At 59.2% G+C, this 23,874-nt stretch carries 16 protein-coding genes and 1 tRNA gene; 9 read left to right on the top strand and 8 right to left on the bottom strand.

The window, feature by feature from the left end:
* Nucleotides 1-87 precede the first annotated feature (87 nt).
* Both G0Q00_RS06240 and G0Q00_RS06245 read left to right on the top strand, forming a co-directional pair.
* Nucleotides 88-2,361 (top strand): NADP-dependent malic enzyme, encoded by a 2,274-nt coding sequence (locus G0Q00_RS06240; protein WP_163037363.1) that lies wholly within the window; start codon nt 88-90, stop codon nt 2,359-2,361.
* Between the two features lie 226 nt (nt 2,362-2,587).
* On the top strand, nt 2,588-4,471 hold the full coding sequence (locus tag G0Q00_RS06245) for a propionyl-CoA synthetase (RefSeq protein ID WP_163037364.1): 1,884 nt from the start codon (nt 2,588-2,590) through the stop codon (nt 4,469-4,471).
* Nucleotides 4,472-4,520: 49 nt separating this feature from the next.
* On the opposite strand, the gene G0Q00_RS06250 is transcribed toward G0Q00_RS06245, so the two are convergent.
* Nucleotides 4,521-5,282 carry an NAD kinase gene (locus G0Q00_RS06250; protein ID WP_163037366.1) on the bottom strand — a complete coding sequence of 254 codons (762 nt, stop codon included), beginning with the start codon at nt 5,280-5,282 and terminating at the stop codon, nt 4,521-4,523.
* 168 nt (nt 5,283-5,450) lie between these two features.
* Here G0Q00_RS06250 and glyA point away from each other — a divergent pair, with 168 nt between their 5' ends.
* A complete protein-coding gene (glyA, locus tag G0Q00_RS06255; RefSeq protein WP_163037368.1) occupies nt 5,451-6,743 on the top strand; it encodes a serine hydroxymethyltransferase in 1,293 nt (430 codons plus the stop codon).
* 66 nt (nt 6,744-6,809) lie between these two features.
* Here the strand turns inward: glyA and G0Q00_RS06260 are convergent, their stop codons facing one another.
* Nucleotides 6,810-7,172, bottom strand: a complete 363-nt coding sequence (locus G0Q00_RS06260) for a hypothetical protein (RefSeq protein WP_163037370.1) — start codon at nt 7,170-7,172, stop codon at nt 6,810-6,812.
* A 128-nt stretch (nt 7,173-7,300) separates the two neighbouring features.
* Here G0Q00_RS06260 and G0Q00_RS06265 point away from each other — a divergent pair, with 128 nt between their 5' ends.
* Nucleotides 7,301-8,059, top strand: a complete 759-nt coding sequence (locus G0Q00_RS06265) for an alpha/beta fold hydrolase (protein ID WP_163037372.1) — start codon at nt 7,301-7,303, stop codon at nt 8,057-8,059.
* A 57-nt stretch (nt 8,060-8,116) separates the two neighbouring features.
* Here the strand turns inward: G0Q00_RS06265 and G0Q00_RS06270 are convergent, their stop codons facing one another.
* Entirely contained in the window at nt 8,117-8,428 is a 312-nt protein-coding gene (locus tag G0Q00_RS06270; RefSeq protein WP_133485975.1) for an ETC complex I subunit, read from the bottom strand.
* 564 nt (nt 8,429-8,992) lie between these two features.
* Here G0Q00_RS06270 and uvrB point away from each other — a divergent pair.
* Complete coding sequence (gene uvrB, locus G0Q00_RS06275) at nt 8,993-11,179, top strand: excinuclease ABC subunit UvrB (RefSeq protein WP_163037374.1); 2,187 nt, start codon at nt 8,993-8,995, stop codon at nt 11,177-11,179.
* A 58-nt stretch (nt 11,180-11,237) separates the two neighbouring features.
* Here the strand turns inward: uvrB and G0Q00_RS06280 are convergent, their stop codons facing one another.
* Both G0Q00_RS06280 and G0Q00_RS06285 read right to left on the bottom strand, forming a co-directional pair.
* Nucleotides 11,238-13,472, bottom strand: coding sequence for a xanthine dehydrogenase family protein molybdopterin-binding subunit (locus G0Q00_RS06280; RefSeq protein ID WP_163037376.1), 2,235 nt, complete (start codon nt 13,470-13,472; stop codon nt 11,238-11,240).
* Nucleotides 13,473-13,475: 3 nt separating this feature from the next.
* Nucleotides 13,476-13,934 carry a (2Fe-2S)-binding protein gene (locus G0Q00_RS06285; protein ID WP_163037378.1) on the bottom strand — a complete coding sequence of 153 codons (459 nt, stop codon included), beginning with the start codon at nt 13,932-13,934 and terminating at the stop codon, nt 13,476-13,478.
* A 307-nt stretch (nt 13,935-14,241) separates the two neighbouring features.
* On the opposite strand from G0Q00_RS06285, the gene G0Q00_RS06290 reads away from it, so the two are divergent.
* Nucleotides 14,242-14,538, top strand: a complete 297-nt coding sequence (locus G0Q00_RS06290) for a hypothetical protein (protein WP_163037380.1) — start codon at nt 14,242-14,244, stop codon at nt 14,536-14,538.
* Between the two features lie 457 nt (nt 14,539-14,995).
* Here G0Q00_RS06290 and G0Q00_RS06295 read toward each other — a convergent pair.
* Nucleotides 14,996-15,085, bottom strand: a tRNA-Ser gene (locus G0Q00_RS06295).
* 191 nt (nt 15,086-15,276) lie between these two features.
* Here G0Q00_RS06295 and G0Q00_RS06300 point away from each other — a divergent pair.
* Together G0Q00_RS06300 and G0Q00_RS06305 are read left to right on the top strand one after the other, a co-directional pair.
* Entirely contained in the window at nt 15,277-17,166 is a 1,890-nt protein-coding gene (locus tag G0Q00_RS06300; RefSeq protein WP_163037382.1) for a cation:proton antiporter, read from the top strand.
* A 202-nt stretch (nt 17,167-17,368) separates the two neighbouring features.
* Entirely contained in the window at nt 17,369-19,336 is a 1,968-nt protein-coding gene (locus tag G0Q00_RS06305) for a DEAD/DEAH box helicase (RefSeq protein WP_163037383.1), read from the top strand.
* Between the two features lie 25 nt (nt 19,337-19,361).
* Here the strand turns inward: G0Q00_RS06305 and G0Q00_RS06310 are convergent, their stop codons facing one another.
* Nucleotides 19,362-20,246, bottom strand: coding sequence for a PfkB family carbohydrate kinase (locus tag G0Q00_RS06310; protein ID WP_163037385.1), 885 nt, complete (start codon nt 20,244-20,246; stop codon nt 19,362-19,364).
* A gap of 394 nt (nt 20,247-20,640) precedes the next feature.
* Between G0Q00_RS06310 and G0Q00_RS06315 the strand changes: the two genes are divergently transcribed.
* A complete protein-coding gene (locus G0Q00_RS06315; RefSeq protein ID WP_163037387.1) occupies nt 20,641-22,644 on the top strand; it encodes a hydantoinase/oxoprolinase family protein in 2,004 nt (667 codons plus the stop codon).
* Between the two features lie 2 nt (nt 22,645-22,646).
* Here the strand turns inward: G0Q00_RS06315 and G0Q00_RS06320 are convergent, their stop codons facing one another.
* Entirely contained in the window at nt 22,647-23,870 is a 1,224-nt protein-coding gene (locus G0Q00_RS06320; RefSeq protein ID WP_163037389.1) for an efflux RND transporter periplasmic adaptor subunit, read from the bottom strand.
* Between the last annotated feature and the right edge of the window lie 4 nt (nt 23,871-23,874).

A 23,874-nucleotide genomic window follows, 5' to 3' on the forward strand; every position in this document is an offset into this window, starting at 1 on the left:
GATTGCCCTTGCATAGCTGGTGTATCGGGGTGATGGAGGATGATGGTTTAAAGTTAAACTATCTGAAAAACACCTTGGGAGGCCTCGATGTCCGAAGACAGCTATTTGCGCAAACGCGCATTGGATTATCACGAATTTCCACAGCCCGGAAAGCTTGAAATCCGCGCGACAAAGCCGATGGCGAACGGGCGTGACCTAAGCCTTGCTTACTCTCCCGGAGTGGCTGAAGCCTGCGTTGAGATCTCAAAAGATCCTTCTGTTGCAAGCCGTTATACTGCGCGCGGCAATCTGGTCGCCGTGGTCTCGAACGGATCTGCGGTACTAGGGCTAGGTAATATCGGAGCACTGGCCTCGAAGCCTGTAATGGAAGGCAAGGCGGTACTCTTTAAGAAGTTCGCCAATATCGACTGCTTCGACATCGAACTGAACGAATCTGATCCCGAAAAGCTGGCCGAGATCGTCTGCGCGATGGAGCCGAGCTTTGGCGCGATCAACCTAGAAGACATCAAGGCACCCGATTGTTTCATCGTTGAACAAATTTGCCGCGAACGGATGAACATCCCCGTTTTTCACGATGATCAGCACGGAACCGCTATCGTGGTCGGGGCCGCAGCCACCAATGCATTGAAAGTGGCGGGCAAGTCCTTCGAAGACATCAAGGTCGTCTCGACCGGCGGCGGGGCTGCCGGCATTGCCTGCCTGAATATGCTTCTGAAGCTGGGCGTGAAGCGCGAGAATGTCTGGCTCTGCGACATCGAAGGCCTGGTTTATGAGGGCCGCGAAAAAGACATGACGCCTCAGAAAGCGAATTACGCACAAGGCGACAGCCCGGCCAGTCTGGATGACGTGATTGAAGGCGCAGACCTGTTCCTTGGCTTGTCGGGCCCCGGCGTTTTGAAGCCCGAGATGGTGGCCAAGATGGCCGATCGTCCGATCGTGTTTGCCCTTGCCAACCCGACACCGGAAATCATGCCTGACGAGGTGCGCAAGGTTGCTCCGAATGCGATCATCGCCACCGGGCGTTCGGATTTTCCAAATCAGGTAAACAACGTTCTGTGCTTCCCTTTCATCTTCCGGGGCGCTCTGGATGTCGGCGCAACCGAGATCAACGACGCCATGCAGCTGGGCTGCATCGAAGGCATCGCAGCATTGGCCCGCGCCACAACGTCTGCTGAGGCCGCCGCCGCCTATAAGGGCGAGCAGCTGACCTTTGGTGAAGACTACCTGATCCCCAAACCGTTCGATCCGCGCCTGATGGGCGTGGTCGCCAGCGCCGTTGCCAAGGCAGCGATGGACAGCGGTGTGGCCACGCGCCCCGTTGACGATCTGGACGCCTACAAGGCGAAACTGGACGGGTCGGTCTTCAAATCTGCGCTGATCATGCGCCCTGTCTTCGAAGCTGCCGGCACCGCCGAACGCCGCATTGTCTTTGCCGAGGGCGAAGACGAACGCGTATTGCGCGCCGCCAACGCGATGATCGAAGAAACCACGGACGCACCGATCCTGATTGGCCGCCCGGACGTGATCGCGCGCCGTGCCGAACGGGCTGGTCTGTCAATTATTCCCGGTCGTGATTTCGAGGTCGTTAATCCCGAACGCGACGACCGCTACCGCGAGTACTGGGGCGCCTATCACGAGCTGATGGCCCGCAAGGGCGTGACGCCTGATCTGGCCAAGGCTATCTTGCGCACAAACACCACAGCCATCGGTGGCATCATGGTGCATTTGGGCCATGCGGACAGTTTGATCGCTGGTACGTTCGGGCAGTATCTGTGGCACCTGAACTATATTCAACAGATTCTGGGCAACACCGAATTGCACCCGGTTGGCGCACTCAGCCTGATGATCCTACAGGATGGCCCTCTGTTCATCGCCGACACCCATGTGCACAACACGCCCAGTGCCGAGCAGATCGCCGAAACCGTTTGCGCCGCCGCGCGCCATGTGCGTCGTTTCGGTGTAGAACCAAAGATCGCAGTCTGCTCGTATTCGCAATTCGGCAACCACGGCGGAGACAGCGGTGCGCGTGCGCGTGGAGCACTTGAAATTCTGGACGCCACCCCGCGTGACTTTGCCTACGAGGGCGAAATGCACGTGGACGCAGCCCTTGATCCCGAGGTGCGTCGCCGCCTGTTCCCCGCCGCGCGTTTTGACGGCCCCGCCAACGTTCTGGTTTTTGCCAACACGGATGCGGCCAGCGCCGTGCGCAATACGCTGAAGGTGAAAGGTGGCGGGCTTGAGGTCGGACCGATCCTGATGGGCATGGGCAACCGTGCGCATATCGTTACGCCCTCTATCACCGCACGCGGGCTTCTGAACATGTCGGCCATCGCCGGGACACCGGTCGCGCATTACGGCTAAACGATTCCCTGCGAAACTTTGCAAGGCAAGGTTTGCAATTTTGCAAATCTCGCCTTTTTCAAACTCAGCCCCCTCAAAACACAGGGGTTTGCAAAAATTTGCAGGTGATTTTCCGCCACCCTGCAAATTTTCCGCGATAATGTGACGCTACGTCCAACACGGTTCTTGCCCGGATAGGTCGTAGGGGCGTAACACATTCTTCAAGGGAAATTGGAGGATGTGCACCATGGCATACAAAGACGTTTACGCAGCGTGGCAGGCGAACCCGGAAGCATTCTGGATGGACGCGGCCCAAGCGATCAGCTGGGACAAGGCCCCCACCAAGGCGCTCTTTGACGGCAACGCCCCGATCTACGAATGGTTCTCGGACGGGATGGTCAACACCTGCTACAACGCAGTGGACCGCCACGTAGAAAACGGACGCGCCGATCAGGTCGCCATCATCTATGACAGCCCCATCACAGGCCGTCAGTCGAAAACCACCTATGCCGAACTGAAATCGCGGGTCGAGAAAGTCGCGGGCGCTCTGGTCGAAAAGGGCGTCACCAAGGGCGACCGCGTCATCATCTATATGCCGATGGTCACCGAAGCCCTGATCGCCATGTTGGCTGTCACCCGTATTGGTGCAGTGCACTCGGTCGTATTTGGCGGCTTTGCCTCGAACGAACTGGCCGTACGTATCGACGACGCCAAACCCAAGGCGATCATCGCCGCCTCTTGCGGGTTGGAGCCGGGCCGCGTCGTGGCTTACAAGCCGCTTCTGGATGGCGCCATTGACCTGTCCGAACACAAACCCGACTTTACCCTGATCCTGCAGCGTGAAGAGCATCCCGCCGAGCTGATCGACGGACGCGACTATGACTGGGCCGAGATGGAAGCGAACGCTACCCCTGCTGCCTGTGTGCCTGTCGAAGGCAACCACCCAGCCTATATCCTCTACACCTCGGGTACCACGGGTCAGCCGAAGGGCGTTATCCGCCACACTGGCGGCCATCTGGTTGCACTGAACTGGACCATGAAGAACCTGTACAACGTCGATCCGGGCGATGTGTTCTGGGCCGCGTCTGACGTGGGTTGGGTCGTTGGTCACTCTTACATCACCTATGGTCCGCTGGTGCACGGCAACACGACCATTGTATTTGAAGGCAAACCCGTTGGCACACCGGACGCAGGCACCTTCTGGCGCGTGATTTCCGAGCACAACGTGAAGTCGTTCTTCACTGCCCCGACCGCCTTCCGCGCCGTGAAGCGCGAGGACCCGAAGGGTGAGTTCGTGAAGAAATACGACCTGTCCTGCCTGAAACAGGTCTATCTGGCTGGTGAGCGTGCCGACCCCGACACCATCGTCTGGGCGCAGGAGCAGCTGAACGTGCCCGTGGTGGACCACTGGTGGCAGACCGAAACCGGCTTCGCCATCGCCGCCAACCCAATTGGCATCGAAGAACTGCCGATCAAACTGGGTTCGCCCTCGGTCCCAATGCCGGGCTTCGATGTGCAGATCCTCGACGAAGGCGGACACCCGATGCCAGCTGGCGAGCTGGGCGCGATCGCCATCAAACTTCCCCTGCCTCCGGGTACGTTGCCGACCCTGTGGAACGCGGAAGAGCGTTACAAGTCGAGCTATCTGAACACCTTCCCTGGCTACTATGAGACCGGTGATGCGGGGTACATTGATGAAGATGGATACGTCTACATCATGGCGCGCACCGATGACGTGATCAACGTGGCCGGTCACCGTCTGTCGACCGGCGGCATGGAAGAGGTTCTGGCCTCGCACCCCGACGTGGCCGAATGTGCCGTGATTGGTGTGACCGACCAACTGAAAGGCCAACTGCCGCTGGGCATGGTCTGTCTGAACGCGGGCACCGACCGCCCGGATGAAGAGATCACCGCCGAATGCGTCAAGCTGGTCCGCGAGAAGATCGGCCCGGTTGCCGCCTTCAAACTTTGCGTGGTGGTGGATCGCCTACCCAAAACGCGCTCGGGCAAGATCCTACGTGCGACCATGGTGTCGATCGCGGACGGCAAGGAATACAAGATGCCTGCAACCATCGACGATCCAGCCATTCTGGACGAAATCAAAGAGGCGCTGGCCTCGCTCGGCTACTAAGCCAGACCAAAGAAACAGAAACGCCCCCAAATGTCGGGGGCGTTTTCTATTAGACGAACTGTTCGCGGATCAACCGTTCTTCAAGCCCGTGACCGGGATCAAAGAGAATGCGGTGCTTAATGTTACTGCACGATCGGATCTCGACCGATACGACATCAGACACCGACCGACTGTCCGCATCTGCCATCACTGGGCGCTTTTCGTGCTGCAACACGTCAAAGCGCACAACCGCGTTCTTTGGCAGAAGCGCGCCGCGCCAGCGACGGGGCCGGAATGCAGCCATCGCGGTCAGCGCTAAAACATCAGACCCGATCGGCAAAATCGGTCCGTGAGCCGAATAGTTATAGGCGGTCGAGCCTGCAGGCGTACACAGAAGCGCGCCATCGCAGACCAGTTCATCCAGACGGACCCGCCCATCGACACTGATCTGAAGCTTCGCGGCCTGTGGACCTGCGCGCAGCAAGCTGACCTCGTTGATTGCCAACGCCTCGTAGACGGCGCCCTTGGCTGTTTCCGCGCGCATGGACAGCGGGTTAATGACCTCTTCTTCCGCGACAATCAGTCGGTCGATCAGCCCCTCGGCCGCGTATTCGTTCATCAGGAAGCCGACCGTGCCACAGTTCATGCCATAAACCGGGGCAGGAAGATGCTGCGTATTGTGGAGCGTGTGCAGCATGAACCCGTCGCCGCCCAAAGCGACAATAATATCGGCCTGGTCCTCGGCGACATTCCCATAGCGCGACACCAACTCGTCAAGTGCTGCCTGCGCGATGGTCGTGTCACTGGCAAGAAACGCGATTTTTCGACTCATGCTAAATGTCCCGATTGACGGCCTTCGTTTCCGAAACAACCACATGTTTCCACAAATCACCAGATAATGCCGCGTCTTTCCGTCGCCGCGTCGCTTTCTGGTCTTTGCGACATGGAATGTTTCCGATAGGAAATCGAGAAATCGGACCTTAATTGAAGGAATACGCGCATGACTGCCACCCGTGACCAAGGTTTCTTTACCGAATCCCTCGCGACCCGCGACCCCGAGCTTTGGGGCTCGATCACCAATGAGCTGGGCCGTCAGCGCGACGAGATCGAGCTGATCGCATCGGAAAATATCGTTTCCGCCGCAGTGATGGAAGCTCAGGGCTCGGTCCTGACCAACAAATATGCCGAAGGCTATCCCGGACGTCGTTACTATGGCGGTTGCCAGTATGTCGACGTGGCCGAGAACCTGGCCATCGACCGCGCCAAGGAACTGTTTGGCTGTGAATTTGCCAACGTTCAGCCGAACTCGGGTTCGCAAGCCAACCAAGGTGTGTTCCAGGCGCTGATCAAACCCGGCGACACCATTCTGGGCATGGACCTGTCGGCTGGTGGTCACCTGACCCACGGCGCACGTCCGAACCAGTCGGGCAAGTGGTTCAACGCCGTGCACTATGGTGTGCGTCGCGAAGACAGCCTGATCGACTATGACCAGATCCAAGAACTGGCCAACGAACACAAGCCCCAGATGATCATCGCCGGTGGTTCCGCCATTCCGCGTCAGATCGATTTCGCCAAGTTCCGCGAAATTGCAGATTCGGTTGGCGCCTATTTGCTGGTCGACATGGCTCACATCGCGGGTCTGATCGCCGCTGGCGAACACCCCTCGCCCTTCCCGCACGCCCACGTGGCCACCACGACCACCCACAAAACCCTGCGCGGTCCGCGCGGTGGTATGATCGTGACCAATGACGCGGATATCGCGAAGAAGGTGAACTCGGCAATTTTCCCCGGCATTCAGGGTGGCCCCTTGATGCACGTGATTGCTGGTAAAGCGGCTGCTTTTGGTGAAGCACTGCGCCCTGAATTCAAAGAGTACCAGAAACAAGTACGCGCGAACGCTGTAGCCTTGGCTGATCAGCTGATCAAAGGTGGTCTGGACATCGTGTCCGGCGGCACCGACACTCACCTGATGCTGGTAGACCTGCGCCCGAAAGGCGTAACCGGCAACATTGTGGACGCAGCCCTTGGTCGTGCGCATATCACTTGCAACAAGAACGGCATCCCGTTTGACCCGGAAAAGCCCATGGTCACATCGGGCATCCGTCTGGGCACACCCGCTGGTACCACCCGCGGCTTCGGTGAAGCCGAGTTCCGCGAAATCGCTGACCTGATCATCGAAGTCGTTGACGGTCTGGCCGCCAACGGTCCGGAGGGTAACGCCGACGCCGAAGCTTCGGTCCGCGAAAAAGTGGCCGCCCTCTGCGCCCGCTTCCCGCTGTACCCGAACCTGTAATCCCACTGGGAACAGAGTTGAGCTGACTAACGCCCCCGGAAACGGGGGCGTTTTTTTATTGCGAGGTCACAACAGACCGCGCCACACCAGGAACCCAAAAACCAGAAGCGCCAAGAGCAGAAGGTTGAACAGCAGCCCCGCGCTGAGGTTCACCGCTATCCCCTTGCGGCGCTCCCACGGGTCGATGCTTAGCAGATAACGTTCCAGATCCGCCGCCGCCAAATCCAGCGCGGCTTCGTCCAGCTGGCGCAGAAGTCGGGGATGATCGGCACGCGCGGTCGCATCAACAAGCATCTGCCCCTTCATGCGCAAATGGCGTGGCAGAAGCCGCCCTGCCCGACGCAGCTTCGTGTCAAACCCTTTGCCACGCACGTCCAGCCGCTCTTCCAGCAACTGTGCAAGCCGATCTGTACGCGCCGCGATGTCCAACTCAATCCCCGATATTTCCGGTCGCTAATATCACAACCATAGCTTCAAGAACGGGGGTTTCGAAAGCCCAAACCGGCCCATCGACAATTCCGGGTTCAATCCAAGCGCCCGTCACGCTATCAGGGCATATGCTTACGATGCAGACATTCGGGGACGATACATCCCGCCCGCCAATCCTGATCGTGCACGGGCTGTTTGGCTCGGGGCGCAACTGGAACGTTATTGCCAAACGCCTGTCGGATGACCGGCGTGTGGTGTCTGTCGACATGCGCAATCACGGCGAAAGCCCGTGGTTTGACACGCAAAATTATCACGACATGGCGGGCGATCTTGCGCGAGTGATCCGAGAGATCGGCGGAGAGGCGGATGTGATCGGGCATTCCATGGGCGGGAAAGCGTCGATGATCCTGGCGCTGCAGGATGCGGCTTTGGTGAACAAGCTTCTGGTCGCTGACATCGCCCCCATCGCCTATCGACACAGCCAGCAATCTATGATCGAGGCCATGCGCACGATTGATCTGGATCTTGTGAACACGCGCGGGGACGCTGACCGCCAACTGGCGGAAGTACTGGACGAAGCCTCGGTCCGGGCGTTTTTGCTGCAATCCCTGAATGTGAAAGAGCGGACGTGGCGGCTTAATCTAGATGTCCTGCAATCCGAGATGGCCAAAATCGTCGGCTTCCCCGAGGTATCGGGATCCTTCGACGGTCCGACCCTGTTTTTGGCAGGCGCGAACTCGGACTATGTCCTGCCGGAGCATCGCCCCACGATCAAAGCGCTGTTCCCGGCAGCCAAACAGGCCAAGATTCCTGGTGCGGGCCACTGGCTTCACGCGGAAAAACCGCGCGAGTTCGAGGCCGCAACGCGAAGCTTCCTGAACCTCTAACCCTAGAAAACCAAAACCCCGCAACGAAGCGGGGTTTTCAGGATTGTCCGGAATGGCTCAGTGCGTCCAGGGGCCGCGGCGGTTGGTGGCGAAGTTTTCGCCGTATCCGCCCGACCGAATATTCGGCTTACGCTTGTGCGGATCGGTCACCGTGGCTTCGATGCCGTGCTCTTTGGCATAGTCCAGCGCGGCCTCTTTGCTTTGGAATTTCAGGCGTACCTGACTTTGCGTGTCCGACGATCCGGTCCAGCCCATCAGAGGGTCAAGTTCACGCGCCGCATCGGCTGCATATTCCAGAACCCAGACCTTGGTTTTTCCCATGCCCGACGACATTGCATTGCGGGCGGGCTGATAGATACGAGCACGCATTCGGTATCTCCTTCCAAAACTAGGACGGTTATCCGTCATGCGGCCCGGCAATTCAAGGCGGAATCAGGGATGTACAGCAGCCGAACGTACACTCTGCAAGGATCTCATTCCGTTAGATGTCCGTGAGTGTGGCAGTGGAGGAGGAGCAGGGAGACTGCCGGTAATCGACGAGGGAGCGAGGGGTGGGGTGGGTGTTTCGTCGACACCGGCAGTCCGTTCTGCTGCTTGCCCATTTACGCTATCGCAGAGAAAGGGGTGCAGCAAGAAAAAAATACACTTTCAATTGCATTATTTTAGAAAAAATCACATCGATTCATTATTTATTTACAAAAACTTAGCGGACTTATGGGTTTTTTTCATATGCTGAAATACAATCAAGAGATACTCTCTCTGATTGTAAATTCGAAATGTGTTTTCGGGCACATTTCGGGTATATGACGAACCTCTCAAAAAGTGCTTAACACTACAACTCACCAATTCTGGGGAGATTCTTGTTCTTCAAGCGTTAAGCCCCCCTTGAAGAAGAACAAAAAGTGACCATTCTTGGGGAACGGAGAGATTCGCATGCCCCATGACCAAACCCCGCACAGCCCGCTGACCAACCCGACGATGGCCCCTGTGGCCCGCCCCAAGCTGGAAGGCGGCAAGCGGTTCGTAATGCATACGCCGTTTCAGCCGGCGGGCGATCAGCCCACGGCGATTGCCGAACTGAAAAGCGGCATTGAAAATGGCGAGCGGGATCAGGTGCTGCTGGGCGCGACTGGCACCGGCAAAACCTTCACGATGGCCAAGATCATCGAGGAAACCCAGCGCCCTGCGATCATCCTTGCCCCGAACAAAACCCTCGCCGCGCAGCTTTACGGCGAGATGAAGGGATTCTTCCCGGAAAACTCGGTCGAGTATTTCGTCAGCTACTACGACTACTACCAGCCCGAAGCCTATGTCGCGCGGTCTGACACCTTCATCGAGAAGGAAAGCCAGATCAACGAACAGATTGACCGAATGCGCCACTCGGCCACGCGCGCGCTTCTGGAACGCGATGACGTGATCATCGTGGCGTCCGTGTCCTGTATCTATGGTATCGGCTCGCCTGAAACCTACACCGCCATGACACAGGACATCACGGTCGGCGAGGAATACGATCAGCGCTCGGTCATGCGCGATCTGGTGGCGCAGCAATACAAGCGCAATGACAACGCGTTCCAGCGCGGCTCGTTCCGGGTGCGTGGCGACAGTCTGGAAATCTGGCCCAGCCACCTTGAAGATCGCGGTTGGCGGCTGTCCTTCTTTGGCGAAGAACTGGAAAGTATCACCGAATTTGACACCCTGACCGGGGCCAAGACCGACACTCTGGAAAAGGTCCGCGTCTATGCGAACTCACACTATGTGACGCCCACGCCGACGCTGAAACAGGCCATTCAAAGCATCAAGCAAGAGCTCGCCGTCCGCCTGAAACAGTTCGAGGATGAAGGAAAGCTTCTGGAGGCCCAGCGACTTGAGCAACGCACCAAGTTCGACCTTGAGATGCTTGAGGCCGCCGGGTTCTGCAGCGGGATCGAAAACTACTCGCGCTATCTGACGGGCCGCGCGCCCGGCGAACCGCCCCCCACGCTGTTCGAATACATCCCAGACAACGCGATTGTCTTTGCCGATGAAAGCCACGTCTCGGTGCCGCAGATCGGCGGCATGTACCGGGGCGACTATCGTCGTAAATTCACGCTGGCCGAACACGGGTTCCGCCTGCCCAGCTGCATGGACAACCGCCCCCTGAAGTTCGAGGAATGGGACGCGATGCGTCCGCAATCGGTCTTTGTGTCCGCGACACCGTCCAACTGGGAACTGGAGCAGACCGGCGGTGTCTTCGCTGAACAGGTCATCCGTCCTACGGGCCTTCTGGACCCCGAGGTCGAAATCCGCCCGGTCGAGATGCAGGTGGACGACCTGCTGGACGAGGTGCGCAAAGTCTCTGCCAATGACATGCGCACGCTGGTCACGACGCTGACCAAACGCATGGCCGAGGACCTGACCGAATACCTGCACGAACAGGGCATCCGCGTGCGGTACATGCACTCGGACATCGACACGATCGAACGGATCGAGATCCTTCGCGACCTGCGTCTGGGCGCGTTCGACGTGTTGGTCGGCATCAACCTTTTGCGTGAAGGCTTGGACATCCCGGAATGCGGGCTGGTCGCCATTCTGGACGCGGATAAAGAGGGCTTCCTGCGCTCGGAAACCTCGCTGATCCAGACCATCGGCCGCGCCGCGCGGAATGCCGAGGGTCGCGTCATCATGTATGCCGACCGCATCACCGGCTCGATGGAGCGGGCACTGAAAGAAACCGAACGGCGGCGCGAGAAACAACATGCCTACAACGTCGAACACGGGATCACACCCGAGACGGTGAAAAAGAATGTCGAGGACGTTCTGGCCGGGCTCTACGACGGCGACACCGACATGTCCCGCGTCACCGCCACCATCGACAAACCCATGGTCGGCGACAACCTTCTGGCGCATCTGGAGGGCCTCAAGGCCGAAATGCGCAAAGCTGCCGAGAACCTCGAGTTCGAAGAAGCCGCCCGCCTGCGGGACGAGGTGCACCGATTGGAAGCCGTGGAACTGGCCGTGGCGGATGATCCGTTGGCACGGCAATCCGCGATTGAGGCGGCTGGCGAGGCTGCACAGAAGGCCAAGGGGCGGTCCACGGCAGGGAAGCCGGGGCAGCGGGCTGGACGAAGAGGTCGGAAATAAGAAATGCACGCGCCACAAGGCGCGTGCATGTGTCTAACATCCGTGTGTGGTAGTATGGTTAGACGAATGTAAAAGCATTCCCAAACGGCATCTCAACCGGCCTTTCCCCCGTCGCCCGGAAAATCGCCTCAGCCAAGGCTGGCGCAGCTGGCGGGACGGGCGGTTCGCCGACGCCGGTGACGTAGTCTCGGTTCTCCATCCCGCGCACGATGATCTCGGGCGTTTGATAGTTCCGCAGCCCTTCGAAATCCCAGAAGTTCTCTTGCTCGGCCATGCCGTCGGCATAGGTGATCTGGCTGTTGATCGCGTGGCCAAGGCCCCAGATCACGCCGCCTGCGACGAGGTTTTCGAAATTCACCGGGTCGACCACTTTGCCCACTTCGGCAGCGACCCAGACCTTGTCCAGTTTGATGCCATCCTCACCATTGGTGATCTCGATGATCTGTGCACATGGGGTGCCGAAGGACAGGCAGAAGGCCACGCCGCGGGCTTTGTTTGCGGCCAGTTCTCCGCCCCAGCCCGACATCTCGGCCACGGCTTCCAGCACCTTGCGGGACGAGTCATCGGTCATCAGGCGCAAGCGTTCCTCGACCGGATCGGCCCCGGCCTCGTGGATCAGCGCATTCAGGAAGTTCTCATGGAAGAACCCGTTTTGCGACGATCCGACTGAACGCCACGAGCTGACCGGGCCGAGCTTCGGCGCGCGATAGCCCGTCACGCGGTAGTTCGGGATCGCATAGGGCTGGTCCCACAGACTTTGGGTGATGGTCGTATCGGGTCCGGGCACAGGGAAGCCCTGACGCTCGGCCATCTGACTATCCATGATCGAAGGCGCGGCGACTTGGATGTCCATCGCGGTCACTTTGCCATCGGCAACAGCCCCACGCCCGCGCATCAGCGCCAACGGACGGGTGAAATCCTGAAGCGTGTCTTCCTCGCGCTTATAGGTCAGTTTGACGGGCGTGCCTTTCATGGCCATCGCCAGTTCGGTCGTGCGTTTGACCGCCTCGTCTTCCAGACGGTGCCCGAAGCTGCCGCCCATCATCAAGATGTGGACGTGTACGTCGTCCAAATCCATGCCGGTCATCTTGGCGACACTGGCTTGCGTCATGCGCGGGATCTGGTTGCCGGTCCAGACGTCGACGCGGTTGTCGGTGACCAGCACGGTGGCATTCATCGGCTCCAACGGCGCGTGGGCCAGATAGGGCGCGCGGAACTCGGCTTCGACTGTGGCGGCAATCCCGTCCACGTCTCCATCATCACGGGGCGTGGCGTCGGCGTCACCGGCCTCAATCGTGTCGACCAACGCCTGCCAATGTTCGGATTGCTCGGCCGGATACGGGGCAGCGCCCCATTCGACGTCGATCGCATCCACAGCCTGAAACGCGCGCCAAGTGTTGTCGGCAATCACGCCCACGCCACCAGTGACCGGGATCACCTTCTGCACGCCACGCATGCCTTCAGCCTCGGAAGCATCAAAGGACAGCATCTCGCCACCCTTGCGCGGGTTCACACGGACCGCAGCATGCACCATGCCTTCCATCCGCAAGTCGATGCCATAGGCCTGCGTCCCGGTAGACTTCGCCACCATGTCGACACGCTGCATGGGCTTGCCAACCAGACGCCACTGGGTCGAGGGGCGCAGAGTTACGTCGGTCACGGGGTCGATCTCGGCGGCTTTCGCGGCGAGTGCCTCGTAAGGAATGCGCTTTCCGTCCGGCAACACAACCGCGCCGCGTTCCGTCTTCAGCTGCGTGACCGAGAGGCCAGATACCTCTGCCGCTGCGGCCTTCAAGGTCTCACGCGCGACAGCACCAGCCACGCGCAGTTTTTCAAACCCGTCCGGCACTGTGGTCGAGCCGCCGGTAATCTGCATCCCCATCAGCTTGATCACCGCGCCCATGAAGCCGCGCATGGTCTCGGCTGCCATGCCCCGGTCGGTCGAGGGGAAGGGCACCCCCTCATCAGCAATCGCGGTGTTCCAATAGGCTGCCGACGGTGGGCCGGGATCGACCTTGATCTGGTCCAGCTCCACGTCCAGTTCCTCGGCAATCAACGCCGCCTGAACCGAGTACGCCCCCTGCCCCTTATCTGCACGCGGAGTAATCAGCGTGACACCATCCGCGTTGATCAAAACATATGGCGTCAGGGCTGCTTCGCCCTGTGCCAGATCGTCGTCCAGCGGATTGTCCACGGGCTGTTTGTATTTGTAGTACCCAAAGGCCACGCCACCCAGAAGGGCCGCCGAGCCGACAAGAAAAGTGCGTCGCGCAATTGTTCCGATACGTCCCATGTCTTAGCTCACCTTCAGGGTTTCAGCGGCAGTTTTCACGGCGTCGCGAATACGGGGATAGGTGCCACAACGGCACAGGTTGCCGGACATCGCATCGTCAATGTCTGCGTCAGTGGGGTTGGGATTGTTCGCCAGCAAATCCGCGGCCTGCATCATCTGCCCGCCCTGGCAGTAACCGCATTGCGCCACCTGATGCTTCAACCAAGCCGCCTGCACCGCGTGCATTTCATCGGGATTGCCTAGACCCTCGATCGTGGTCACCGGTCCATCCACGTCGCCCACCATCGTTTGACACGATCGCACGGCCACGCCGTCCACATGCACCGTACACGCCCCGCAGGCTGCGACCCCGCAACCATATTTCGGGCCGTCCAGTTTCAACTCGTCCCTCAGAACCCACAGAAGCGGCATGTCCTCTTCGACATCCACATCATGGGCAACACCGTTCACAGTAAGCTTCATCGCGTAGGTCCTTTGACTGGTGGCAACTCACGTTACGTCAACCCGACGCGCCTTAATGACCGTCGGTCAGTTATGTAGGCCACAGAAAAATTGCCGGTACAACCCCAAAAACCGCGGCTTTTTTGATCAAGCCTGCCTATGGGCTGAAAATTGGATCCAGAAATGCGCGACAATCGCCTCAGCGGTGCGGTTAAGCTTGAAATGTTCACGTTTCGATAGGCTACGATCCTGATTGAAGTGGTCGAAGGCGACCGATATCATCGAAACGAGATATCCTGACCCTGCCCGCTAGGAAGAGGAGCGTGGGATGGCGGAAGCTGCAGCCATCTTTGAAGGTAAGCCGACAGACGCTGACGATGACGGACAAGAAGCGTCAGAAGGTGCCCCGAATACGCTTCTGCAAATGGTGAAGAAATTTATCAACGTGCGCGAGATCGACGTCGATCTGATTGACAGTGTGAATGCCTTCCAGGAGCGATTCCAAGTCGCTTTATGCGCAGTTGCTGCAGCACGTCCAGTCAGCCAATTGTGCACTCATCAGCTAGCGAACCAATCGAACAATTGGGGCAAAACCTCGTTCTGTCTATATCGCGGAACGTGCTGAAGAGATCGGGATTGGAGGCGAAGAAGTCAGTCGGCGTCTACGATCGCACGCGATACCCGTGGAGGAATTGTCATCTGGTAACTACAGCGAGTTCTTGGACGCGAGGGCGGGGATGATTGAGGGGATCATGCTGAAACTTTGTAATGGTGAAATCGTTAGCATGCATGATGCGTAGGCGATATTTTGAGCCCACTTTCCCAGGTGCATCGTGATTTGGGCATCTTCGCCTCGTTGATCTGAGCGACTTTACTCATGGAGACTATGAACAAACTCCCTCAAATCAACGAGGCGAGAAATCTCAGATCACGAAACGATTGGGAGGGTCGGGTCAAAACACCGCTTACTTTGAGTTTCTCCGTCAGGAGTTTACGGCAGCGCACTGCACTTCATTTTTGTGGGGTATTATGTGGGGCATGCCGCCCAGATTGAATATTAATCCAACAATATCAAAGCCTAGTGGCGGAGACGAAGGGATTCGAACCCTCGAGACGGTTTCCCGCCTACTCCCTTAGCAGGGGAGCGCCTTCGACCACTCGGCCACGTCTCCGTTGACCCGTTTAGCTTTGTCATCCAGCAGGGGCAAGGGTCAAAAGTGCTTTTTCGGTCGGTTTTCCATGCGACCGCCACCTCTGCCGAAACGGCCCTTGCTTGACCTGCCACCCTTGGAACGCTTTTCTAGTGACATCGCCCAACGCGAACAGGGCATATTTTTACGAAGTTACCGATTGCGAGGGCACCATGACCGCTGAATTCATGCTGATTACATTCACTTTGTTTCTGGCCGGGGTGATTGCGGTTCCCATCGCGTCGCGCTTCGGGTTGGGATCTGTGTTGGGCTATCTTGTGGCCGGCATCTCGATCAGTCCAATTTTACATTGGGCCGGGGCAGACGTCATTGCGCTTCAGCATTTTGCTGAGTTCGGTGTGGTGATGATGCTGTTCATTGTCGGGCTCGAAATGAACCCGAAATCCCTGTGGGAGATGCGCAGCCGCATTTTTGTTCTGGGGGGGCTTCAGATTGCCATCACGACCGGTGCCGTGCTGGCCGTATCGCTTGCGTTCGGGCAGCCCATGACGGTCGGGCTGGGGATTGGGCTGGTACTGGCCCTTTCCTCGACCGCGATTGTGAACCAGACTCTGCGGGAAAAAGGACTTTTGCGCTCGGACGGAGGTCAGGCGAGTTTCTCGGTTCTGTTGATGCAGGACATCGCAGTGATTCCCATGCTGGCGCTGATCCCACTGCTGGCAATGCCGGAACTGGTCGACGCTCTGTCACACGGCGGCGGACACGGCGGGGGTCCTGATGACGGGCATGGCGGCGGGCTGAACCTGAGCCTGGTCGATGGGTTGAATGGTTGGCAAACGGGGCTGGTCACGCTGGCAGCGATTGCGGGCGTGATCTTCATTGGCACCTATCTGACCACTCCGATCTTCCGTTTCGTTGCCAAAGCGCGACTGCGTGAGCTGTTCGTCACCACCGCCTTGATGATGGTTCTGGGAATTGCTCTTCTGATGACCATGGTGGGCCTTTCACCTGCGCTGGGGACTTTCCTAGCAGGCGTCGTCATGGCGGGCAGCGAATACCGGCACGAGCTGGAAAGCGACATCGATCCGTTCAAAGGCATCTTCCTTGGTGTCTTTTTCATCACCGTGGGGGCCGGGATCAACTTTGGCCTGCTGGGCAGCAATCTCGGCCTGATCATCGGGCTGACCCTTGGTCTGATCCTGTTGAAAGCAACCATCCTGATGGTGCTGGGACGCGCCTTCAAACTGCAAGGTGGCGACAAATGGTTGTTCGCCCTTGGGCTGGCGCAAGCGGGCGAGTTTGGTTTCGTGCTTCTGTCGTTCACCGTCGCCAACGCGGTGATCCCGCAGGACATCGCAGACCTTCTGCTTCTGGTCGTCGCCCTGTCGATGCTTCTAACCCCTGCCCTGTTCATCCTCTACGACCGTGTGATTGCTCCGAAATACAGCGCGCAGGAAGAACGCGAGGCGGACGAGATCGAGGGCGAAGCCCCCATCATCATCGCAGGCCACGGTCGGTTCGGTGGCATCGTAAACCGTGCGCTGCGAGGGGCTGGGTATGATACGACGGTACTGGACTACTCGTCCGAGCAGCTGGAAATGCTGCGTCGCTTCCACATTAGCGTCCATTTCGGAGACGCCACCCGTCCCGACCTACTTCATGCGGCGGGCATTGATGAAGCCAAGGTGCTGGTCATCGCCATTGATGACAAAGAGGCCATCACGGAACTGGTCCGCTATATGGTCGAACATCACCCGAACGTGCATCTGGTCGCCCGCGCCATCGACCGTAACCATGTCTATGACCTGTGGTCCGTCGGCTGCCGCGACATCATACGCGAGACCTATGACAGCTCGATCCGGGCAAGCCGCTCGGTTTTCGAAGCGCTGGGTCACACACGCACTCAAGCGGAAAAGCTGTTGGGAGAGTTCGAAGCTGCCGACCGTGAGGTGATGCTGGATCTGGCGGGACTATACGACATCAACATCCCTCCATTCGAGAATGAACCCTATATGGACCGCGTCGACGAGATGATGGAGGAATGGCAGGAACAACTGCGTGGACGGATGCAGGACGCCAAGTCCGACCAACCTGCCGAGTAGAGCGGTGGGGTCTTCTTTCAGAACTGTATCTGGGGTATGGTGCCAAGGGTGCCCAAATACCCCTGTCGTCGCGCCCAGAACTGAAACTTCGGCGCGCTACACCTATACAAACCCCTCGTCACCCGATAGAGGGCACCCTTAACCTAGGACAAGGCACAGGCATCCGGCTTGCGCCAGCCAGGACATACAAAGAACCTTACTCGTGAAAAAAACCATCGCAGATGCGCTTGCCCGCAAGGGCTATGACACTTTGACCCCCGTTCAGCAGGCGGTCACCAATCCGGATCTTGAAGGCCGTGACCTGTTGGTGTCGGCCCAAACTGGATCGGGCAAGACGATTGGGTTCGGACTGGCCATTGCTCCGACGGTTCTTGGGGACGAAGACACATTCGGTACATCCGGTGCGCCGCTTGCATTGGTCATCGCTCCGACACGTGAACTGGCCATGCAGGTGAAGCGTGAACTGAGCTGGCTTTATGCTGACGCAGGTGCCTTTCTGGCGTCCTGTGTGGGCGGTATGGATATGCGCGACGAACGCCGCGCCCTGGCGCGTGGAGCACATGTGGTTGTCGCCACACCGGGACGCCTGCGCGACCATATCATGCGCGGCTCGATCGACCTGACCCAGATCCGCGCCGTTGTTCTGGACGAAGCGGACGAGATGCTGGATCTGGGCTTCCGCGAAGACCTCGAGTTCATTCTGGAAGAAACACCGTCTGAACGTCAGACACTGCTGTTCTCGGCCACTGTTCCCAACGCCATTACCAAGCTTGCCAAAAGCTATCAGCGCGACGCCGAACGCGTGTCGACTGTTGGGGAAAAGAAACAGCACAGCGATATTGAATACCGCGCCATGACGGTCGCTGGCCGTGACGGCGAAAACGCGATCATCAACGTGCTGCGCTATTACGAAGCGCCGAACTCGATCGTGTTCTGCAACACCCGCGCAATGGTGTCGCGCCTGACCGCGCGCCTGTCGAACCGGGGCTTCTCGGTTGTGGCCCTGTCGGGCGAACTGACCCAAAGCGAACGCTCCAACGCGCTTCAGGCGATGCGTGACGGACGCGCGCGGGTCTGCGTGGCGACTGATGTGGCCGCACGCGGCATTGACCTGCCCAACCTTGATCTTGTCGTGCATGCCGAACTGCCCAGCAGCCACGAAACACTTTTGCACCGCTCGGGCCGGACAGGCCGGGCTGGACGCAAGGGTGTGAGTGCGCTGGTTGTGGTGCCTGCGTCGCGCAAAAAGGCCGAACGCATTTTGAAGTTCGCCAAACTGAATGCGGAATGGGGCCCTGCCCCTTCGGCCGAGGCTGTGAATGGCCGCGACGAAGAGCGGATGCTGGCCTCGGATGACTGGGCAGTCGAGATCGCTGAAAGCGAGCAGTCCGCCATCACGCAGTTGGTCGAGAACTTCTCGCCCGAGCAACTGGCCGCTGCCTATCTGCGCCAATACAAAACGCGCCACGCGCCCGCTGAAGAATTGCAGGAAGTCACGGATCAGAAGCGGACGCCCAAGGCGCCGTTCGGTCCCAGCGTCTGGTTCTCGGTTTCGGAAGGTCGCAACCAGAACGCTTCGCCGCGTTTCCTGCTGCCGATGATCTGCAAGGCAGGTGATATCACCAAGGACGATATCGGCGCCATTCGCATCGCGGACGAACAGTCGTATATCGAAATTCGCGAACAAGCTGTCGACGGGTTCGTAGCTGCCATCGGTCCAAACATGCGGATCGAGAAAACGAAAGAAATTGTGCGGCTTGAGGGCGCACCTGATGTGCCAGAATTCAAGCGACCAAAGCGTGATCGTGATTTTTCGGGAAAGCCGCGTCACCGCAAGGGCAACACGCCCCCGGTTGATTGGAATGACGATCCCGCGCCCAAGCGTCGCAAGCCCAAGCCCGAAGATCGCAAGCCGTACAACAAGGGCCCCAAGAAACGGGACACCGACGACGGCGCCCATACGGCCGCTGCCCCCCGGCGTTCGTCCGAGAGCACGTATAAGGGTAAACCAAAGAAGGCGTCTGGCGCGCCCGAACGTGGAAAGCCAAAATCCCGCACGGACGGCCCCAAAGGCCCCCCGCCGCCCAAGGGCAAGCCGAGCAGCAAGAAAAACCGCGCCCGCGCCGCGGCGGCGCGCAGTGGCAATGAAGCTCCGAAACGTCGGAAGTAATCACGGCTGAACGGGCTGGGCAGTTCTAGTAACTTTCTAGCCGGCAGCGCTCTAACAGGGCTTCGGCCGCGGCAAGATCACACAGCGCAGTTCCCTCGGTGCTGACGGTCGCAGCAGCGGCCGCCACGCCCCATTGCAACGCTTTCTCGGGCGGATCGCCACGGGAAAGCGACAGCGTGAATGCGCCGACCAACGCATCACCGGCGCCGATCTTGCTGAGTTCTGGAACTTTGGGTGCGTGGCAAAAGAACTTCTTGCCATTGGCCACCATGCAGGACCCTGTCGCGCCATGCCCCGCCACAACAGTTTTTGCGACGCCACGGCGGACAAGCTCTTCGGCGAAAAACAGATTGTCGGCGATTGACTGCAACGATGTGCCGAATGCCGTCTCGATTTCGCTCCGGTCCAGCCGCAATACATCCACCGGTGCGTGCGGGTTGTCGATCATGCGTTGCAGCGGTGCTTTAGAGGTATCGACGATCAGACGCGAGTCGTGGCGTTGAACAACCTTCTGCACCTCTTGCCCGAATTCATCCGCAAGTCCCGCCGCCATTCCACCGCTGAGGACGACAAGACCGTTCGCGGGTGCCACGCGCGCGATCTGGTCGAGCAGCATCTGGCCTTCACCCGCATTCATCAGCGCGCCCGGCAGCGAAAACCGATACTGCTTTTGCGTTTCCTCATCGGTGACGGCCAAGCTGTATCCCGTTTCCCCGGACACGCGGCATTCAAGAACTGGTACGTTCTCTTCCGCAAGCAACTCCAGCAAAAGATCCCCCATGGATCCTCCAGCGGCCACAAACGCCGTCGCGCGCCCCCCCAGCTTGAGGATCGCCCGCGCGACATTTACGCCGCCTCCACCGGGATCAAGTCTCGGCGCCTGACAGTAAAGTTTTGGCCCAGCAATCACGCGCTCGGTCGAGGTTGCGTAGTCGACTGCAGGTTTAAGGGTGATGGTCAGGATTTCGGAGGGAATGGTCTTTCTCCATTTTCGTCGTCATCAAGCGGAAGATGATTAAAGTTATACCAGATGGACCAAAAGTGTATGCGGGTATTACAAACGCGCTCGAAACTTGCCTTCTAACAAGCAGTGTGCGCTGTTTCATGGCACCGTCAAGCAGGCAAAAAAGTCCGAGCCCCCAAAGAAGATTAAACGCGTGATGTTTGCAGAAAGTGGAAGCCATATTCTGAAAACGTCAAAAACGTGCCGCTCTTTCGCTTGAAACCGACGTGGAATAAAGTTCTGTAAGTCCGGCGATGTCCCCGAAGTAGAACGTCGGGGCTTTTTGAGTGAGGGCGCAGAAATGGTATTGTCTTTGGGGGTCGACACGGGCGGAACCTATACCGATGCGGTATTGATCCGGGACGAGGCAAAGGTCATCGCCAGCGCGAAATCGCTGACCACCCGCACGGACCTGGCCATTGGCGTTGGAAAAGCCATTCAGGCGGTTCTTGAAAAGGCCGCTGTCGCGCCAGCAGATGTTGCAATGGCATCGCTATCCACAACCCTCGCGACGAATGCTTTGGTTGAAGGGCAAGGCGGGCGTGTCGCGCTGATTTATATTGGCTTTCGCGAAAGCGACCTTGGCAAGCATGGTTTGCATGACGCGCTGAAGGGCGATCCTGCGCTTGTGATCTCAGGCGGACACAACCATGCGGGCGGTCCAGCGGCGGAACTGGATCTTGATGCGCTTCGCGAGTTTCTGGCAACCCATGAAGGTATCTCGGGCTTTGCAGTCGCTGCACAATTTGCCACCCGCAATCCCGCACATGAGCTTGAAGTCGCGCGGATCATCACCGAGGTCACCGGCGCGCCTGTGACTTGCTCTCACCAGCTATCGTCCAAGCTAAATGGCCCCAAACGCGCCGTGACCGCAGTTCTGAACGCACGGCTGATCGGGATGATCGACAGGTTGATTGGTCGCGCACAGGACGCCTTATGTGACATCGGGATTGATGCGCCCATGATGGTCGTCCGAGGCGACGGCGCATTGATGAGCGCCGAGCAAGCCCGCGAGCGTCCGATTGAAACCATCCTCAGCGGTCCTGCTGCCTCGATCGTCGGAGCGCGCTGGTTGACCAATGTGGACAATGCGCTGGTCTCGGACATTGGGGGGACGACCACGGATATAGCGCTGATCCGCGACGGCAAACCGATGATCGACCCCGCCGGCGCACAGGTCGGGGGCTTCCGCACCATGGTCGAGGCCGTTGCCATGCGCACCCATGGGTTGGGCGGAGACAGTCAGGTTCATCCCGTCAGCGAGGGCCTGACGGGTGGTGTCACCTTGGGTCCGCGCCGCGTTCTACCTGTGTCGTTGATTGCAGCGGAAGCGCCCGAGGCCGTCCACGCTGCGCTGGACGAGCAATTGCGCATGACGGCTCCGGGCGAACATGATGCCCGCTTCGCGCGCCGCGTGCCAAACGTGCCAACCGACGGCATCGACGCGCGGGCGGAAACTTTGCTTGGTCGCCTAGGTGACGCTGTCCTGCCCCTGAACAAACTTCTGCAGTCCCGTCTGGAAAGCAGCGCGCTGACCCGGTTGATTGATCGCGGGATCGTTCAGGTTTCGGGCGTGACGCCATCGGATGCGAGCCACGTACTGGGCCGTTTGGACGCGTGGGACAGCGGGGCCGCGCTGAAAGGGCTCGAGCTATTCTCGCGCAAGCGTAGCGGCAGCGGCGCGCGGTTGGCCACCACGCCGGATGACATGGCGCAGAAGATCATTAATCAAATGACCGAGCAGACCGCGCTGACCCTGCTGGAGACCGCCTTCGCCGAGGAAGCCGAGGATTTCGGACTGCCCCCCCAAACCCTCGCACGCCACGTATTGACCCAGCGCGGGTTGGCCAATCACCGTGGTCTGCTGGCGCTGGACGCGGCGTTGAACGTCGAAGTCGTGGGTCTGGGGGCATCCGCGCCAAGCTATTACCCTGCTGTTGGCGAGCGGTTGCACTGCAAGATGCGGCTGCCCGAACATGCGGGCGTCGCCAATGCCGTGGGGGCCGTTGTTGGCCGCGTGACCTTCCGTCGCTCGGGCACCGTGACCTCGCCCGCCGAGGGGAAATTCCGCGTGCATCTGGAAACTGGACCCGAGGATTATCAGGACGCCGAACTGGCCATGACGGCATTGGAAAAGCATCTACGCGAAGTTTCGCAGGATGCGGCAAGAACTGCGGGCGCAACGGATATCCACTTTGTCACCGAACGCGACGTCCGCTCCGCCCAGATCGAGGGGCAGAACGTGTTTGTCGAAGGCACCATTATGGTCGAGGCGAGCGGTCGACCGCGGGTTGCGGTGGGATAGACCTATTGCCTGCTTTCGACCTTACTGCCGTCTTCCACAAGTGCGGACGGGTACAAGATCACGGTGTCGCCTTCAGCCAACCCTTGGCGCAGTTCCGTGAACACCCCATTGCTGTTGGCGATCTCGACACGGGTCAGCGCGGCCACGCCGTCAGTCACTTTGAACACCGACCAATCCCCATTGGTGCGGAACAGTGCGCTGGTCGGCACCGACAAAACATCCTCGGCCTGCCACACGACAATGGCAGCCTCTAGCCGATAGCCATGCCCCAGCCCCGCGCGATCTTTCGGTGGGCTTTGGATTTCGATCTCGACCCGCACGCGCTGTTCCTCGATCCCCAAGGCCGAGGCTTTGGTGACGCCAAACGGATCCACCCGCGTGACGGCGCCAAACAACTCATTGTCCTGCCCCCAATCGCGCAGGATTACCGTATCGCCGACCGAAACTCGAACCGCGTCTGACGATATCAGGTTCACGATGACCTCAAGATCGGATGCGATGTCGCCAATCTCCATGATCGGTGCACCTGCGGGCAAGACGGTTTCGCTTTCCTGGAACACCTGCAAGATGCGGCCGTCGATGGGGGACAGAAGCGGGATTTCCGGCAGGTTGCTGTTCGCCCCCGTGGATCCAAGATCGTCCTGCCCCACAAGAATGGCCTGCGCATTTGCCAGCTCTGCTTCGCGCATTGCGATCGAGGCCTCTGCCGTCGCGCGGCTTGCCCGGCTGGCCCGCCACGCGCTTTCTGCGCGGTCCAGCGTGGCTTTGCTTGCGATGCCACTATCAAACAGCGCACGCGAGCGTTCGACTTCAGAGTTCGCCAATTCTTCGTTTGCGAGCGCCGCCTCCAGACTGGCACGGGCCAGTTGAACGGCAGCGGACGCGGCTTCGACTGCGGCAACGGCTTGTTCACGCGTGCGACTATCAAGGACGGCCGGGTTGGTGGGTAGCATCCGCGCCACCACCGTTTCACCACTTGCCACCACGTCCCCGGGATGCACGCGCACACGCAACAGCCTGCCTGCAACCGGCGTCGACACGATATAGGTTTCCCGAACGCTAGTGCGCCCTTCTTCGACAATCGTGACCTCCATCGGTCCTTGCTGCACGGTGCCGAAATCCACCGGGATCGGCTTTGGCATGAGCAGCGCAATGATTGCAGCGCCGATAAAGCCGACAACCGCAAAGATCAGGACGCTCCGAGAGAGTTTCGCTTTTTTTTGCATTCCC

The sequence above is a fragment of the Aliiroseovarius sp. PrR006 genome (assembly GCF_010500215.1).
In the GTDB taxonomy this organism is placed as follows: Bacteria; Pseudomonadota; Alphaproteobacteria; order Rhodobacterales; family Rhodobacteraceae; genus Aliiroseovarius.